The sequence below is a fragment of the Nocardia aegles genome (assembly GCF_052545135.1).
Map to the genome: position 1 here is coordinate 362,492 of NZ_JBQWRI010000007.1, position 17,185 is coordinate 379,676.

General features: G+C 68.6%; 10 protein-coding genes. 6 read left to right on the forward strand and 4 right to left on the reverse strand.

Going from position 1 to position 17,185, the window contains the following annotated elements:
* Nucleotides 1–42: 42 nt before the first annotated feature.
* On the reverse strand, nt 43–861 hold the full coding sequence (locus ACT89H_RS21255; RefSeq protein ID WP_445110356.1) for a hypothetical protein: 819 nt from the start codon (nt 859–861) through the stop codon (nt 43–45).
* Between the two features lie 444 nt (nt 862–1,305).
* Between ACT89H_RS21255 and ACT89H_RS21260 the strand changes: the two genes are divergently transcribed.
* The 4 genes from ACT89H_RS21260 to ACT89H_RS21275 all read left to right on the forward strand — a co-directional run bounded on the left by ACT89H_RS21260 (nt 1,306) and on the right by ACT89H_RS21275 (nt 8,848).
* Nucleotides 1,306–3,867: a DNA polymerase III subunit gamma and tau gene (locus ACT89H_RS21260; protein WP_445110357.1), complete on the forward strand. Its 2,562-nt coding sequence runs from the start codon at nt 1,306–1,308 to the stop codon at nt 3,865–3,867.
* Nucleotides 3,868–4,154: 287 nt separating this feature from the next.
* Nucleotides 4,155–5,369, forward strand: coding sequence for an acetyl-CoA C-acetyltransferase (locus ACT89H_RS21265; RefSeq protein WP_445110358.1), 1,215 nt, complete (start codon nt 4,155–4,157; stop codon nt 5,367–5,369).
* A gap of 114 nt (nt 5,370–5,483) precedes the next feature.
* Complete coding sequence (locus ACT89H_RS21270; RefSeq protein WP_445110359.1) at nt 5,484–7,634, forward strand: 3-hydroxyacyl-CoA dehydrogenase NAD-binding domain-containing protein; 2,151 nt, start codon at nt 5,484–5,486, stop codon at nt 7,632–7,634.
* 113 nt (nt 7,635–7,747) lie between these two features.
* Nucleotides 7,748–8,848, forward strand: a complete 1,101-nt coding sequence (locus tag ACT89H_RS21275; RefSeq protein WP_445110360.1) for an esterase-like activity of phytase family protein — start codon at nt 7,748–7,750, stop codon at nt 8,846–8,848.
* Nucleotides 8,849–9,188: 340 nt separating this feature from the next.
* Here the strand turns inward: ACT89H_RS21275 and ACT89H_RS21280 are convergent, their stop codons facing one another.
* Entirely contained in the window at nt 9,189–9,671 is a 483-nt protein-coding gene (locus tag ACT89H_RS21280; protein ID WP_445110361.1) for a MarR family winged helix-turn-helix transcriptional regulator, read from the reverse strand.
* Nucleotides 9,672–10,022: 351 nt separating this feature from the next.
* Here ACT89H_RS21280 and ACT89H_RS21285 point away from each other — a divergent pair, with 351 nt between their 5' ends.
* Entirely contained in the window at nt 10,023–13,601 is a 3,579-nt protein-coding gene (locus ACT89H_RS21285; protein WP_445110362.1) for a protein kinase domain-containing protein, read from the forward strand.
* Between the two features lie 11 nt (nt 13,602–13,612).
* Here ACT89H_RS21285 and ACT89H_RS21290 read toward each other — a convergent pair whose 3' ends face one another.
* Both ACT89H_RS21290 and ACT89H_RS21295 read right to left on the reverse strand, forming a co-directional pair.
* On the reverse strand, nt 13,613–14,929 hold the full coding sequence (locus ACT89H_RS21290; RefSeq protein WP_445110363.1) for a class I SAM-dependent methyltransferase: 1,317 nt from the start codon (nt 14,927–14,929) through the stop codon (nt 13,613–13,615).
* Nucleotides 14,926–16,368 (reverse strand): FAD-binding oxidoreductase, encoded by a 1,443-nt coding sequence (locus ACT89H_RS21295; protein WP_445110364.1) that lies wholly within the window; start codon nt 16,366–16,368, stop codon nt 14,926–14,928. The genes ACT89H_RS21290 and ACT89H_RS21295 overlap by 4 nt, the downstream gene beginning before the upstream one ends.
* A 206-nt stretch (nt 16,369–16,574) precedes the next feature.
* On the opposite strand from ACT89H_RS21295, the gene ACT89H_RS21300 reads away from it, so the two are divergent.
* A complete protein-coding gene (locus tag ACT89H_RS21300) occupies nt 16,575–17,009 on the forward strand; it encodes an SRPBCC family protein (RefSeq protein WP_445110365.1) in 435 nt (144 codons plus the stop codon).
* Nucleotides 17,010–17,185: the final 176 nt, after the last annotated feature.

The window sequence follows — 17,185 nt, forward strand, 5'->3', positions numbered from 1 at the left end:
CGCCGTTAACCTAGGCTGTCGACTCCCACGATGCGCCCGCGATCAGCCTCGGGACTTACGGATGGCGCGCAGGCCCCGGCGGCCGGGAACGGGAAGGTCCTCGCGCATCTCCACCCACTCCGCGGTGGTCAGCCACAGCTGCTGGGCACGGGCGTCGGCGGTGTTGTGGAAGATCCGGCGGCCCCGGTCGTCGCGCAGCTCCTGCGCGACCACCGACCAGCGTGGCGGTCGGCCGTGTTCTGCCTCGTAGTCGGCGAGATAGGTCGCGATCGCGGTCCCGATGGTGTTCACCGGACGCAACGACACCCGGTTGCCGTACTGGGCCGCGTAGAAACGCCGCGCGGCGCACAGCGACCGGGGATTGGCGTTGGAGGCGATCCATCCCGCGCGCTGGGCCCGTTCGATGAGCCAGAGGTGTTTGACCGCGGACGGTGAGATATCGCCGACGCGGGTGCGGATCAGCGTCATGATCTGCTCGGTGCACAGCACGTCACGGCGGGTGGGACCGTAGCCGTGCGCGGTCCAGTGCGCGTCCGCCAGTTTGGCGAGCGCCCGGCCGAAATCGTCGATGCTGCGCTGGGCGCGGCGGCCGAGACGTTCGATCCGCTCGGCCTCGCGGCGCATCTCGTTCTGCGCGGTCAGCGTGCGGATCGCCGCCATGGTGGGCACCTGGCCGCGTTCGAGGAGTTCGAGGATGGCGGCGGCGGTGGCCGGATCGGCGGCCGCGGTCACCGGCAGCGAGTCGCGCTTGATCGCGAACTCCTGGGGGCTGATGGCGCGGCTCAAGAGGGCGACGGCGGAGCGGTCGCCTGCGAAATCGGTGCTGGACAGCCAGGCGGCGGCGATGTCGTCACGCGACACGTGGACGGTCCTCCGGTGGAAGTGGGGAATTGGCGCTGGTCACCCGTGAGCTCTTTGGTTGTGCCCCGGTCGGGATGAGGGACCGGCCGGGGTCACCAACCTGATGAAGGTTTGGCTACCGAAGTTGCCGTCTGCCACGTTAGCCAGAGGATTGCGTCGCTGTCACCCATGGTGACAGTTTCGTTATTTCCAAAAAGTTGAGGTAAATCGGGGTCCGAGTCCGTCTTTTCCGGCCGCGGCGGGATGGCGCGGCGGTTGCGTCCGATATTCCCACGTGCGGCATGAGCGATAGCTATTTGGTTGCTGATAGGCATGTCACGGTCGGCCGCCGAAGAAGGATCGCTGTATGTTGTGACTTGAATCACATATATTGCCCGGTCCTGGTCGCCGACCGGGCGGTAGGCGGGAATGTGCGGTGTCGGTGGTCGCCGGTAACCTCTGGCCGTGGCTCTGTACCGGAAGTACCGACCGGCAACGTTCGCTGAGGTGGTGGGTCAGGAGCACGTCACCGACCCGCTGAGTACCGCGCTCGACACGGGGCGGATAAGTCATGCCTATCTGTTCTCCGGTCCGCGCGGCTGCGGCAAGACGTCGTCCGCGCGTATCCTCGCCCGATCGTTGAACTGCGTGGAGGGGCCCACATCGACGCCGTGCGGCACCTGCCCGTCCTGTGTAGCGCTCGGGCCGGGCGGCCCCGGCAATCTGGACGTCATCGAACTCGACGCCGCGAGCCACGGCGGTGTCGACGACACCAGGGAACTGCGGGACCGCGCTTTCTACGCACCGGCGGAGTCCAGGTACCGCGTGTTCATCGTCGACGAGGCGCACATGGTGACCACCGCGGGATTCAACGCGCTGCTCAAGATCGTCGAGGAGCCGCCGGCTCACCTGATCTTCATCTTCGCGACCACCGAGCCCGACAAGGTGCTGCCGACCATCCGTTCGCGCACGCATCACTATCCGTTCCGGCTGCTGCCGCCCGCCACCATGCGCGTACTGCTCGGGCGGATCTGCGAGCAGGAGCACGTGGCGGTCGAAGAAGCGGTGTACCCCTTGGTGATTCGCGCGGGCGGCGGCTCGCCGCGCGACAGCCTGAGCGTGCTGGATCAGCTGCTGGCCGGCGCGGGCGCCGAGGGTGTCACATATGCCCGCGCGGTCTCGCTGCTCGGTGTCACCGACGTGGCGCTGATCGATGACGCGGTCGAGGCGCTGGCCGCCGACGACGGCGCCGCGCTGTTCGGCACCGTCGACCGGGTGATGGAGGCGGGACACGATCCGCGTCGTTTCGCCGTCGACCTGCTCGATCGCTTCCGCGATCTGATCCTCCTGCGGGCGGTGCCCGACGCCACCGAACGCGGTTTGGTCACCGGGCCGGGCGACGTGCTCGACCGGATGCGCGACCAGGCCGAGCGATTGGGTTCGGCCACCTTGACCCGCTACGCCGAACTGCTGCACGAAGGTCTCGGGGAGATGCGCGGTGCGACGGCGCCGCGGCTGCTGCTCGAAGTCGTCTGCGCGCGCATGTTGCTGCCCTCGGTGTCCGATGCGGAATCCGCCACCCTGCAACGGTTGGAACGGCTCGAGCGTGGTCTGGCCGGTGGTTCCTTCGTTCCGGCTCCCGCCGCGTCATCCGCGCCCGCTCCCGCGCCGTCGGCGGCTGCTGGTTCGCCGTCGGACCCGCCTCGTCGGCGGGGTGCCGAAGCGCTGGCCGCGATGCGCCGAGAGAACCGTGGCCGCCCGGAGGACGCTGCTGCCGGTGACGCCACTCCCGCGAGCGGTCCGGCGCAGATCGGTGGTCCCAAGGGGCCGGGGTCCGCCGTGGGACCGTCCGCTGACGCCGAATCCGGTGATCGCTCAGCGCAGATCGGTAACGGGCCGGGGCGCAGTTCGTCCGGCGGTCCGGCGGGCTCCGGTCTCGCCGTGCCGGAGGGCGGCCCCGCGGCCGGTGGCGGGGAGTCTGCGGCCGGTGGCAGGGAGTCCGCGGGCGGTGGACGTCGGCCCGTGCCCGCTGGTGGTGAGCCGTCCACCGCGTCGATGGTGTCGGATGTGGGGTCGGAAGCCGGGACGGATCCGGTTGCTCCGGTTCACGATCCGGACTCTGCCGCGGTGTCCGGCAGTGGCTCGGCAGGGGTGCTGTCGGCGGGTGGGGCGAGCGCGGCCGAGCCGAGTTTTTCGGCGATCGGGACGGCCGACGCGCGGGCTGAACACCCGTCCGCGCCGGAGCCCGCCGCCGGTCCTGCCCCCGTTGCCGGCGGTGATCTACTGCGCGAAGTAGAAGCATCCTGGGCGGACATTCGCGCCAAAGTGCGTGAGTTCGGGGCGGCCGTGCAGGCGATGCTCGCCGGTGCGTCGGTCGCTCGGGTGGAGGGCGAGGTCATCGTCTTCGCACACCAGCACGCGCCGCTGGCCCAGCGCCTGTCCGATCCGCGCAATCTGGCGGCGGTGCGGTCGGCGGTGCGGGCGGTGCTCGGCCGCGACCACGAGGTGCGCTGGGAAGCGGCCGGCGCGGCGCCACGAGCTGCCCCGGCGCCGCGATCGGGTGGTGCCGCGAACCGGACCCGCGGGCAGGCGGGCAATCAGCCGGGACGTGAATCCGGCGACGCCGCGAGCCGCGGTTCGGCCGCTCCGCGCTTCTCCCGCCCGAGCCGGGCGAAGAACGTGAACGCCGACAAGCCGGGCGGTGCGGCGCGTCCGCGGGCCGGTGGAGCCGACCAGCGCCCGTACCCGGCCGACGACGATATCCCGCCGCCCGACTACCCCGACCTACCCGATGACCCCGGCCCCGCGGACTATCCGCGCTATGACGCCGGGCCGAGTGCGGACGACGCGGCGGCCGACCTCGACTGGGATCGAGCCCGAGTCGTTCCCGCCTCGACCCCCGAAGAGGAGCAGGAGATGATGGCCGCCGCGGCCGATCCGGTGGCTCCGGGCGACCGTCGCGACCCGGACGAGGTCGCCCTCGATTTGCTGAAGAGTGAGCTGGGTGCCACTCGATTGGATGGTTGACAACCACCGCTCTCACAACGTTAAGTTAACCGGAGTTCGCAGTCGACGGTAGAATGGACGGGTAACCGGGAGCTTCGGCGCGCCGACGTTCTATGGTATGCCCAGGCGCACGGGCGATCGGGCCGTATACGGCCTTGTCTGCCTTGTTTTGTACAGCGTTAGGAACGGTCGGCCGCAAGGCCGGTCGGCGAGGTCAGTCGCAGCCACGCCGCACCCGCGGTGTCGCCGCACACCCAGCGCTCGGACGGACGAGAGTCCGGCCGCCGCACATTGAGGAAGGAATCTCCATGACCACAGAGGCCTACATTTACGAGGCCATCCGCACCCCGCGCGGCCGTGGCAAGAAGAACGGCTCGCTGCACTCGGTCAAGCCGATCGACCTGACTGTCGGTCTGATCCAGGAGCTGCGCGGCCGCTTCCCGAACCTCGACGAGGACCGGATCTCCGACCTCATCCTCGGCGTGGTCATGCCCATCGGCGACCAGGGCGCCGACATCGCGCGCACCGCGGTCACCGTGTCCGGGCTGCCCGACACCGTCGGCGGATTCCAGCTCAACCGGTTCTGCGCCTCCGGCCTCGAGGCGGTCAACCTCGCTGCCCAGAAGGTCCGCTCCGGCTTCGACGACCTGGTCATCGCCGGTGGCGTCGAATCCATGTCGCGGGTGCCGATGGGCTCCGACGGCGGCGCCTGGGCGCTGGACCCGGCCACCAACTACGACACCTACTTCGTCCCGCAGGGCGTCTCCGCCGACCTGATCGCCACCATCGAAGGCTTCAGCCGTGACGACGTGGACGCTTACGCGGTGCGCTCGCAGGAGCTGGCCGCCAAGGCCACCACCGGCGGCTACTTCGCCAAGTCGATCGTCCCGGTCAAGGACCTGAACGGCATCGTCGTGCTGGACAAGGACGAGCACATGCGCCCCGGCACCACCGCCGAGGACCTGGCCAAGCTGCAGCCGTCCTTCGCGGTGATCGGTGAGATGGGTGGCTTCGACGCGGTGGCGCTGCAGAAGTTCCACTTCGTCGAGAAGATCAACCACGTGCACCACGGCGGCAACAGCTCCGGCATCGTCGACGGCGCCGCGCTGGTGCTCGTGGGCTCGGAGGAGGCGGGCAAGGCCTCCGGCCTGACCCCGCGTGCGCGCGTCGTCGCGACCGCCACCAGCGGCGCCGACTCCACCATCATGCTCACCGGCCCGACCCCGGCCGCCAAGAAGGTGCTGGCCAAGGCGGGCCTGACCCTCGACGACATCGACCTGGTCGAGATCAACGAGGCGTTCGCCTCCGTGGTGCTGAAGTTCCAGAAGGACCTGAACATCCCGGACGAGAAGCTGAACGTCAACGGCGGCGCGATCGCGATGGGCCACCCGCTGGGCGCGACCGGCGCGATGATCACCGGAACCATGGTCGACGAGCTGGAGCGCCGCAACGGCCGCTACGCGCTGATCACGCTGTGCATCGGCGGCGGCATGGGCGTGGCCACCATCATCGAGCGGGTCTGATACCCAACCGACAGCTGAGAATTCACGCGGCGTGAGCGTCAGGCCCGGAGGCGGCAGCCTGCGTAACCACGTAGGGCCGCGAACGCCGCCAATGCACTGAGGAGACACAGAGCTGTGAGCGAAACCAACATGATCGGTTGGGAGCAGGATTCGGACGGCATCGTCGTGCTGACGATGGACGACCCGAACCAGGGCGCCAACACGATGAACGAGCTGTACAAGAACTCGATGACCGCCACCGTCGACCGGCTGGAGGCGGAGAGGGACAACATCACCGGTGTCGTCCTGACCTCCGCGAAGAAGACCTTCTTCGCGGGCGGCGACCTCAAGAACATGCTGGCGGTCGGCCCGAACGACGCCCCGGCGTTGGTCGCGGAGGTCACCGAGATCAAGGGCGCCCTGCGTCGCCTGGAGCAGCTGGGCAAGCCGGTCGTCGCCGCCATCAACGGCGCGGCGCTCGGCGGCGGCCTGGAGATCGCGCTGGCCACCCACCACCGCATCGCGGCGGACGTGCCGGGTTCGCAGATCGGCCTGCCGGAGGTCACCCTCGGCCTGCTGCCCGGGGGCGGCGGCATCGTCCGCACCGTGCGCATGCTGGGCCTGCAGAACGCCCTGATGCAGGTGCTGCTGCAGGGGCAGCGCAACAAGCCGGCCAAGGCCAAGGAGATCGGCCTGGTCGACGAGCTGGTCGGCTCGGTCGAGGAACTGGTTCCCGCCGCCAAGGCGTGGATCAAGGCCAATCCCGAGGCCGGCGTGCAGCCGTGGGACAAGAAGGGCTTCAAGATCCCCGGCGGCACCCCGTCCTCCCCGGCCTTCGCGGCCAACCTGCCCGCGTTCCCGGCGAACCTGCGCAAGCAGCTCAAGGGGGCGAACATGCCCGCGCCGCGCGCGATCATGGCCGCCGCGGTCGAGGGCTCACAGGTCGACATCGACAACGCGTCGGTGATCGAATCCCGCTACTTCGTGCACCTGCTCACCGGCCCGGTCGCGAAGAACATGATGCAGGCGTTCTTCTTCGACCTCCAGACGATCAACAGCGGCGGCTCGCGTCCGAAGGATGTGCCGAAGAAGGAGATCAAGAAGGTCGGCGTGCTCGGCGCGGGCATGATGGGCGCCGGCATCGCGTACGTCTCCGCGAAGGCGGGCTACGAGGTCGTGCTGAAGGACGTCTCGATCGAGGCGGCCGAGCGTGGCAAGGGCTACTCGGTGAAGCTGGAGGAGAAGGCCCTCTCCCGCGGCAAGACCACCGAGGAGAAGTCCAAGGCGCTGCTGGACCGGATCAAGCCGACCGCGGACGCGGCCGACTTCGCCGGCGTCGACTTCGTCATCGAGGCCGTCTTCGAGAACACCGAGCTCAAGCACAAGGTGTTCCAGGAGATCGAGGACATCGTCACCCCCGACGCGCTGCTGGGTTCCAACACCTCCACCCTGCCGATCACCGGTCTGGCGACCGGGGTGAAGCGCCAGGGGGACTTCATCGGCATCCACTTCTTCTCGCCGGTCGACAAGATGCCGCTGGTGGAGATCATCAAGGGTGAGAAGACCTCGGACGAGGCGCTGGCCCGGGTGTTCGACTACACCCTCGCGATCAAGAAGACCCCGATCGTGGTCAACGACAGCCGCGGCTTCTTCACCTCCCGCGTGATCGGTACCTTCGTCAACGAGGCGATCACCATGCTGCAGGAGGGCATCGAGCCCGCCACCATCGAGCAAGCCGGTCTGCAGGCGGGCTACCCGGCCGCGCCGCTGCAGCTGTCGGACGAGCTGAACATGAAGCTGATGCTGAAGGTGGCCAAGGAGACCGAAGAGGCCGCCCGGTCCGGCGACACCACCCTCGGCGCCAAGCGGCATCCGGCGCTGGACGTCATCGACTACATGGTGGCCGAAGGCCGTCCGGGCCGCCTGGAGAAGGCGGGCTTCTACGAGTACGACGAGAACGGTAAGCGCACCGGGCTGTGGCCGGGTCTGCGTGAGCACTTCAAGACCACGGCGGACTTCGGTGTCCCGCTCCAGGATCTGATCGACCGCATGCTGTTCGCGGAGGCGATCGAGACCCAGAAGTGCTTCGACGAGGGCGTGCTCACCTCCACCGCCGACGCGAACATCGGCTCGATCTTCGGCATCGGCTACCCGGCCTGGACCGGTGGTGTGCACCAGTTCATCGTCGGTTACCCGGGTGGCCAGGAGGCCTTCGTGGAGCGCGCCGATTACCTCGCCAAGACCTACGGCGAGCGCTTCGAGCTCCCGGCCTCGCTGCGTAAGTAGTCTCGCGCCGTAATGCGACGGCCAAGCCCGCCACCGCTTTTCGCGGTGGCGGGCTTCCGCCGGTTTCCGTCCGGTTCACCTTCGCGTCCGTTCAGCGCGCTAGGTTGGCAGCCGTGTCGAGACGTAGTCGCCATGTTCTGATCGCCAGTTGCGCCCTCGCGCTCGCATCGGCCCCGGTGGCGGTCGCCGATCCGGTGGCGGCAGCGCCATCGGTGCGCTTGCTGGGCGAACAAGTCGTCGCATCGGGCCTGGACTTCGCGGGCACCACCGTGGGAGGCCTGTCCGGGATCGATTACTCGGCGCGAACCGGTGAATTCGTGCTGATCAGTGACGACCGATCGAACAAGAACCCCGCGCGGTACTACACCGCGCGGTTCGAGGTCGGCGAGCGCGGAGTCGGACCGGTAACCTTCACCGGCACGCGACCGCTGCTGACCGCGGCGGGCGCGCCCTACGCGCCGATGTCGGTGGACCCGGAGGAAATCCGGATGGACCCGTGGACCGGCGACTACTACTGGACCCAAGAAGGCGAGCGGGACGGCGCCGTGCTGCAAGACCCGTCGATACGGATCGCGCACCCGGACGGCTCCTACGCCGGTGAGCTGCCGATCCCGGAGAACGAACGGATGCGCCCCGGCTCCGGCCCCCGGCAGAATCAGGCGCTGGAGGCCGCGACTTTCCTCGCGGGCGGCGCGTTGTTCGCCACGGCCACGGAAGGGCCGCTGCTGCCGGACGGGCCACCGGCGACCACGACGAGCGGGACGCTCACGCGAATCACCGTCCAAGCTCGATCCGGGCCGCTGCTGGCCCAGTACGCATATCCGCTGGACCCGGTCTTCGCCGAGTCGCGGCCGGAGCCCGGCCGCGGCGCGAACGGGATCGCTTCCATGCTCGCCGCCGATCCACTCGACCCCACGAAACTTCTTGTGCTGGAACGGTCCTTCTCACCGGGCACGTCCACCAAGATCCGCGTCTACGAGGCCGACCTGAGCGCCGCGACCAACATCCTCGATGCCCCGATCGGCGCAGCGCGCCCGGTGACCAAGCGGCTGCTGGTGGATCTCGACGACGTCGGGCTCACCGCCGTCGACAACGTGGAGGGCATGACCTGGGGTCCCCGCCTGCCCTCCGGCGAGCGGAGCTTGGTGCTGGTCAGCGACGACAATTTCGACAGCCGCCAGATCACCCAGATCATCGCCCTCGCCGTCGCTTAATGGGTGCGGTCGGACGCAGTCCGTCCTCAGCCCCGCGCATGGCCGGAGCGAAGGCGGAGGTACGCATAACGGGCGCAGCCGGACGCAGTCCGTCCTTAGCCCGCGCATGGCCGGAGCGAAGGCGGAGGTACGCCTGATGGGTGCGGTCGGACGTGGTCCGTCGTCAACCCCGCGCATGGCCGGAGCGAAGGCGGAGGTACGCATAATAGGCGCCGCCGGACGTAGTCCGTCGTCAACCCCGCGCATGGCCGGAGCGAAGGCGGAGGTACGCATAACGGGCGCAGCCGGACGTAGTCCGTCCTTAGCCCCGCGCATGGCCGGAGCGAAGGCGGAGGTACGCCTAATCTGTGGGACGCAGCTCCTCGGCGGCGGCCTGGTACGCGGCGGCCGCCCTGGTGAAGTAGTCGAACAGCACCTCGCGCTGCTCGGGTGGGTAGCCGCCGATGATCTCGGCGATGCGCTGCCGCGCCGGGGCGAGCATCTCGTCGAGATCGGCGGGCTTGCCGATCAATTCGACGATCACCTTGCGGCGGTCGCCCGGGACCGGCGCGCGGCGAACATAGCCCGCGTCTTCCAGGCGGTCGATCAGCCGGGTGGTCGGGCCGGTGGTCAGGCCGCTGCGCGCGCCGAGTTCGCCCGGCGTCATCGGTCCGGCTAGTTCGAGGATGTTGAGCGCGTAGAGATCGGTGGCGCCCAGATCGACCGCCCGCGCCCCGGCTTGTCCGTGCAGCATGACCGCGCTCAGGTAGCGCCGGTACACCTCGTGGGCGTCCGAGCGGAGACCGCGCGCCGCGGGCTCCTGGCCGGGTTCGGATGTCGACACGGGGATACCTCCGCAGCTGATGTCTGCTAATCTAAAGATAGTTCGTTAACGAAGAAAGTTCTCTCAAGAAGTAACTTATCATGGCCGGTCACTCCGGGTATCCGCACCTGTGGACCTGACGTGGCGACCGATGATCACAATCGAGCGACACCTGCAATGGTGAGCGCGAGCCCTTTTCGCGGCGAAACACGCCGACTCGGGCACATCCGACCGGTTCGGAAACGTCACACGCGCGATACCGCACCGCGCTACGTTGGAGTATGCGCAGGCATACCGGGCACGGCGTCCGGGAGTCGGCGCGGAGTTGGTCGCCGATGTCGCCGATTCGATGTGAGTGTTCGAGGTGATCACATGAATCCACAGACGCGTTCGGGCCGGGTGCGCCCGGAATTACCTGCGGCCGAGGCGAAGACACAGCGGCAGACGCCCGTCGACATCGCCGACGAACTGGAGGCGATGGGCCTGTCCGGCGCGGTGGAGATCGGCCGCGGTGGATTCGGGGTGGTGTACCGCTGTATCCAGACCTCGTTGGATCGCGTGGTCGCGGTGAAGGTGCTTTCCTCGGAGATCGACCAGGAAAGCCGAGAACGGTTCCTGCGCGAGGAACAAGCCATGGGCAAGCTGTCCGGCCACCCGAACATCGTCGACATCCTCCAGGTGGACGTGACCGCAACCGGAATGCCGCTCATCGTCATGCCGTACTGCACTCATGGATCGCTGGAGCAGCTGATTCGTGATCAGGGCCCGTTGACCTGGGCGGACTCCTTACGAGCCGGAGTCAAGCTGGCGGGCGCCATCGAGAGCGCGCACCGCGCCCGGATTCTGCACCGCGACGTGAAACCGGCGAATGTGCTGCTCAGCGGCTACGGCGAGCCGCAACTGACGGATTTCGGCATCGCCCGCATCCCGGGCGGGTTCCGCACGTCCAGCAGCATGATCACCGGCTCGCCCGCGTTCACCGCGCCGGAGGTCCTCAAAGGCGACGAGCCGACCATCCGGTCCGACGTCTACGGCCTCGGCTCGACGCTGTTCGCCTTGCTCACCGGGCACGCGGCCTTCGAGCGGCATGCGGGCGAGCGGGTGGTCGCGCAGTTTCTGCGGATCACCACCCAGCCGGTGCCCGATCTGCGCGAACAGGACATCCCGCCGGATGTCGCCACCGTCATCGAACAGGCCATGTCCCCCAATCCGCGGGATCGCCCGGCCAGCGCCTACGAGTTCGGCGAGATGCTGCGCACCGTGCAGCGCGGCCACGATCAGTTGCCCGACGAGATGGCGCTGCTGGAGACCCCGCCGGTGCCCGAATCGACCACCCCGGGCGCCGGTGAACAGACGGTGGCGTGGACGGGTTCCGCTCCCGCGGTCACCGCGCGGCGCAGCTGGCCGCTGACGCTACGGCCCGCCGTCTCGCAGCATCCGATGGCCGTATCGACGGCGCCGCCGACGGCCGTGACGAAGTTCCGCCCGCATACGCCCACGCGCGAGCCGATAGTACGGCCACGTCTGCTGGAGGTCCTGCGTGCGGGCGGGCGGCGCAGGCTGGCGGTGATCCACGCGCCCGCGGGTTTCGGCAAGAGCACGCTGGCCGCGCAGTGGCGCGCCGAGCTCACCGAGGGCGATGTCGCGGTCGCCTGGATCGGTATCGACCGGGACGACGACAACGAGATCTGGTTGCTGGCCCACCTGATCCAAGCCATCCGCCGGGTGCATCCGGACGTCGGCGCCGGACTGGACCAGGTGCTGGAGGAGCGGCCCGCCGACGCCGCCGCGTTCGTGATCCCCACCCTCATCGACGAGATCCACGCGGCGGGCAAGACGGTCGTGGTGATCGTCGAGGATTGGCAGCGGATCACCGACATGGGCGCGCATCGCGCGATGGAGGCCCTGCTCGACAACTGCTGCCACCACCTGCGCTTCGTCGTGACCAGCCGTGAGCAGTCCGGCCTGCCGACCAGCCGGATGCGGGTGCACGACGAACTGGTCGAGATCGGCTCGGCCGCGCTGCGTCTCACCGAAGCGGAAACCCGTCAGATTCTGGTGGAACGCAACGGATTCGACCTGACGCCCGAGCAGGTCACCGAGATCCACACCGCCACCGACGGCTGGCCCGCCGCGATCCAGCTGGTCGGCCTGTCCTTACGCGGCAACGCCGATCCCGCTCAGTTGATCGCCACCCTCTCCGAGGGCGACCACGGCATCCGCCAATACCTCGCCGAGAACGTCTTGGACACCTTGGCACCGAAGATGCTCGAGTTCCTGATGTCGATCGCGGTGACCGAGCGGGTGTGCGGCTCGCTCGCCGCGGCGCTGTCCGGGGAGCCGGACGCCGAACAGCTGCTCGAGCAGGCCGAGCAGCGCGAGCTGTTCCTGCGGCGCATCGAGCACGACCCCGAGTGGTTCCGCATGCAGCCGCTGTTCGCCGAGCATCTGCGGACCCGGCTCGACCGCGTTCACCCCGGGAAGCTGAAGTCACTGCACCGCAGGGCTTCCCGCTGGTATGCCGAACACCAGATGCTGCGCAAGTCCGTCGACCACGCACTGGCCGCGACCGACCTGAAAATGGCGCTGGACCTGCTCGAGAGCGGCGGGATGGATCTGATCGATGGTTCCCGCCTCGCCACGCTGCTGGGCAGCGTGTCGAAACTGCCGATGCAGCAGGTGGCATCGCGCTCGAAGTTGCTGATAGCGGTGGCCAGAGCGAACGTCGACCTGCAGCAGTCCGGCGCGGCACGGAATGCGCTGGGCAGGCTGTCCAACATCCTGGCTCGGGGTTCCACCGGCGACGCCGATGTGCGCGCGCAGCGCTGCCAGGCGGCGGTACTCGCCGCGTCGGACCAGATCGCGCGTGACCACACCGAGGGTGTGCTGGATCGGGTGGCGGACTGCCTGCGCGAGCCGGACGATCTGCCCGCGTGGACGGTCTCGACCGCGGCGAACCTGACCTCCTTCGTGCGCCTGTGCGGATTCGACTTCGAGGGCGCGCGGAAGATCCAGGAGTGGGCCGAGGAGTACCACGAACGCTCGAAAGACCCGCTCGGCCTGGTGTTCGGCCGCTGCGGCCAGGGCGCGGCCGCCTATGAGCAACTCGACGCGGCCACCGCCACGCGCTGTTTCCAGCAGGCCTGGGACTGCGCACGGGAGCGGTCCGGACCGCGCTCGCGCGCGGTGCGCGTGGCCGCGGCGCTGCTCGGCGAGATGAGCTACCGCAGAGGCGATCTGGACACCGCCGATCGACTGCTCGACGAAAGCCACGAGCTGGTCACGCGGGTCGGGCCGGTGGATTTCCTGATCTCCACCTTCGTGGTCGGCGCCCGGGTCAAGGCGGTCGGGGGCGATCTGTTCACCGCGGCCACGCGGCTGGACGAGGGCGCGCGCATCGCCGCCGACAACCGGTTGCCCCGGTTGGCCGCGCACATCAGGGCCGAACGGCTGCGCCTCGGCATGCCGCTGGAGGCCGCGGATCGCCGGTACACCGATCTCAGCGAATCCACGCCGCTGGAAGCGGGGCATCGGCTGACCGGCGCCGCCCTGCTCACCGCCGAGGCCGAGGAGCTCGCCGCGATCCGCGCGCTGCTCGCCGAACACCGGCTCGGCTCCGACGACCGGGCGGTGCGCCGCGCCCGCGCGCTGTACGACCACACCCGGCAGAAGCACCGTCCGCGCGCCCAACTGGACGCCGCGCTGCTGCTCGCGGAATGCCTGGCTGCCGCGGGCTGGGTGGGCGAGGCCACCAATCTGCTGTTGCCCGCGGTCACGGCCTGCGCCGACCTCGGTTGGACCCGGCCGCTGCTGGACGCGGGCCCCGGCGTGGTCGGCATCCTGCGCGTGCTACGCGCCGATCTGCCCGCCTCAGCCCAGGTCGGCGAGGTCGAACTGCCCGCCTCGTTCCTCGATGAACTCCTGAACGAGGCGGGCAGCAAGGCCTTCTGAACGAACCTGGTCTACGGCTGCCACCACGGGCGCAGCGGTACGGTCCAGTCGCCGTCGGCGGGCAGCTTGACGCCGAGCACCTGATGCAGCTGAACCACGTTGCGCTGGAACCCGAGCCGGCAGCCCGCCATGTACAGCCCCCACACCTTCGCGGTGCCCTCGCCGACCTCCGCCACGCAGGCGTCCCAGTTGGCGACCAGGTTCTTGCACCATTCGTGCAGGGTCAGCGCGTAGTGCTCGCGCAAGTTCTCCTCGTGCAGCACCTCGAGCCCGACATTCTGGATCTCGGAGATGATCCGGCCGGAACCGATCAGCTCGCCGTCGGGAAACACGTAGCGGTCGATGAAATCGCCCGCCTTGGTGGTGCGGGTGTTGTCCGGGCGGGTGATGCAGTGGTTCAAGAACAGGCCGCCGTCGCGCAGCTTGTTCTTGATGTACTCGAAGTAGTACGGGTAGTTGTGCACCCCGATGTGCTCGGTGAGCCCGATCGAGGACACCGCGTCGAACTCGCCCTCCGGCACGTCGCGGTAGTCGGAATGCCGCACCTCGGCGAGCTCGGCCAGCCCCTCCTCGGCGATCTTCTTCTGCGCCCAGTCCGCCTGCTCGGCCGAGAGCGTCGCGCCGATCACCTTGACGCCGCGTTTGGCGGCGTAGCGCACCATGCCGCCCCATCCGCAGCCGATGTCGAGCAGCCGGTCGCCCTCCCGCAAGCGCAGCTTCTCGAACACCAAGCGGTATTTGTTCTCCTGCGCCTGCTCGAGCGTCCAGTTCTCGTCGCCGTAGGCAGCGCAGGTGTAGGTCATCGACGGACCGAGTACGTACTCGTAGAAGGTGTTCGAGACGTCGTAGTGGTGGTGGATGGCTTCGGCGTCACGGGTCTTGGAGTGGCGCAGGCCTTCGAAGGCGATCCGACGCCAGCGCGGCAACGTCTCCTGCGGCGGCGGGGCGACCGGCTTCAGCCGCTCCCAGCCCAGCGAGCGCGCTATGGTCACCAGGGCCAGCGCGGACGGACGGCGGAACTTCAGCCCGTCGATCGCCTTCAGGATCTCGTACGGATCACCCGGGTGCACGCCGCTGGCGGCCATGTCGCCTGCGATGTAGGCGCGGGCCATGCCCAGGTCACCGGGGGCGGTGGCCAGATAGTTGATGCCACGCGGGGTCCGGATGTCCAGTGCGAACTGCGAGTCCTCCGGTCCGGTCGCGCTGCCGTCGTAGGCCGTCAACCGGATCGGGACCTCGCCTTCGACGAGGGTCTCGAAGATCTCGGCAATGCTGAGTTTGGTCCCGAGATCGGCGAAGACATCGGAACGGTCCTTGAATGTCGTCATTTACGTTGCACCGCCTTCGAATACAAATCCAGCAGGCGCTGGTCCGGGTCGTAGCGTTTTTTCAGTTCGGTGTAGGTGCTTCCGCCGTAGAGCGCCGCGAACTCATTTTTGTCGTAGAAGGAATCCGAGTACAGCGACTTGTGCCCGTCGAATTCGGTCACCTTGTGTTCGATGGCGCGGTTGGCCGCGCCCTCCCGCTGCCCGGGGACGGTGGGCACGGCCGACCAGAATCCGACATTCACGTAGGTCCGGTCCGGCTCCAGGGGATACAGCGGCCAGGCACGTCCGTCGGGTCGATCGGTGCGGCCGGCCTCGCGCAATCGCAGCGGGCACAGCCAGATCGGTTCGATCGGGATCTCGCGCAGGAACCACTCCACGAAGTCGGCGGTACGCTCCACCGGCACCTCGATGTCCTGCACGACCCGTTCCCGCGGGGGATTACCCTTTCGGGCCTCGAGCTTGTCGCCGATGTCGTACTTGTGGTCCAGCGCCACCAGCTTCCAGTAGAAGCTGCTGCGCCGGTAACGCTTCGGCCAGAACCGGCGGATCTTCGGATTCTGCGCGCCGAAGGCGCGCGAGCACCAGAACCAGTCGGTGTCCCAGCGCCACAGGTAGTCGTGGATGGTCAGGCGATCGCGCTTGGGCGTGTCGCCGTCGTGCTGGATGGACCGGTAGTAGATGTCCATTCCGGTGTAGTCGCTGACCGGACCGGGCTCGTCGGTCCGGCGGCCCAGCGTCAGGTAGCTCTCCGCGGCGGAGAACACGACGCCGTCCAGGTAGTCCACCGGCTCGCCCGCGTAGGCCCGATCGGTGACGATCGCCGCCAGGGTGGCCTCCAGTTCGCGCAGGTCCCGGAAGCGCAGGTGCCGCAGCGCGACGTACGGCTGGACTTCTTCCAGCTCGATCTTCAGCCGCACCGTGTAGCCCAGCGTGCCGTAGGAATTCGGGAAGCCGCGGAACAGATCGCCGTGCTCGTTGTCCGGCGTGGCGGTGAGGATCTCGCCCGCGCCGGTCAGCACGTCCATCTCCAGCACCGACTCGTGCGGCAAACCGCTGCGGAAGGAGGTGGACTCGATGCCGAGGCCGGTGACCGCGCCGCCCAGCGTGATGGTCTTCAGTTGCGGAACGACCAGCGGCGCGAGCCCGTACGGCAGGGTGGCCGCGACCAGCTCCTCGTAGGTGGTCATGCCCGCTACGTCGGCGGTCTTCGCGACCGGGTCCACCGCGATGACCCTGGTCAGCCCCGATACGTCGAGGCCGGGTGCGGTGTTCTTGGCCCTGGCGCGGAAGAGATTCGAGGTCTTCTTGGCCAAACGGACGTTGGCGTGCTCGGGTATGGCGCGGTAACTCGCCAGAAGGCGGTCCACGCCCGCTCGATGCGCGGCAAATCCTGATTCGCGTGCGGCCGGTGCGGGTCCGGCCTTCCCCAACAGACTCACTGCCACTCCTCGACGCTAGTACGGACTATTCGGCGGGGCCACCGCGAGGTCACGGTCACGGAGAAATGTCACGCATATGTTGCGAAAAGGAATACCGAATCGTTCGGAGAAGTTCGCCACACGCTTCGCCCTCGCCACTTCGCTCCGGCGCGGACAGGGCAGGATGGAGATCCGTCGAGATACCACATCCGGACAAGGAGCTCATTGTGGGACAGGTCAGCGCCAGTAGTTCGATCGACGTGGCGGCGGATCCGCAGCGCGCACTGGAGGCCATCGCCGACTACGACACGGTGCGCCCGCGCATCCTCTCGTCGCACTACCGCGACTACAAGGTGGTCGAAGGCGGCAAGGGCGCGGGCACCGTCGCGGAATGGACGTTGCAGGCCACCCAGAAGCGCTCGCGTAATGTGCACGCGGTCGTCACGGTGTCCGATTCCATTGTCACCGAACGGGACTCGAATTCGAGCTTGGTCAACACCTGGACCGTCACACCGGAGGGTGCGGGCTCGCGGATCACGCTGCGCACCACCTGGAAGGGCGCGGGCGGCATCGCGGGCATCTTCGAGGGCATCTTCGCGCCGCTCGGCCTGAAGAAGATCCAGGCCGAGGTGCTCGGCAATCTGCAGCGCGAGCTGGCCTAATCGTACGGACCCGGGGGGGGGGCGCGCGGGGGGGGCGGCGGGGGGGGGGGGGGGGGGGGCCGAGGCCGCGAACCGGCGGGGGGGGGCTCGCCCCCCCGGCCCTGGGGGCTAATGTGCCCGCGCCCGTTTCGGCCCCCCCCCCCCCCCCCCGCGTTTTGGGGGGGGGCGGGCTTCCG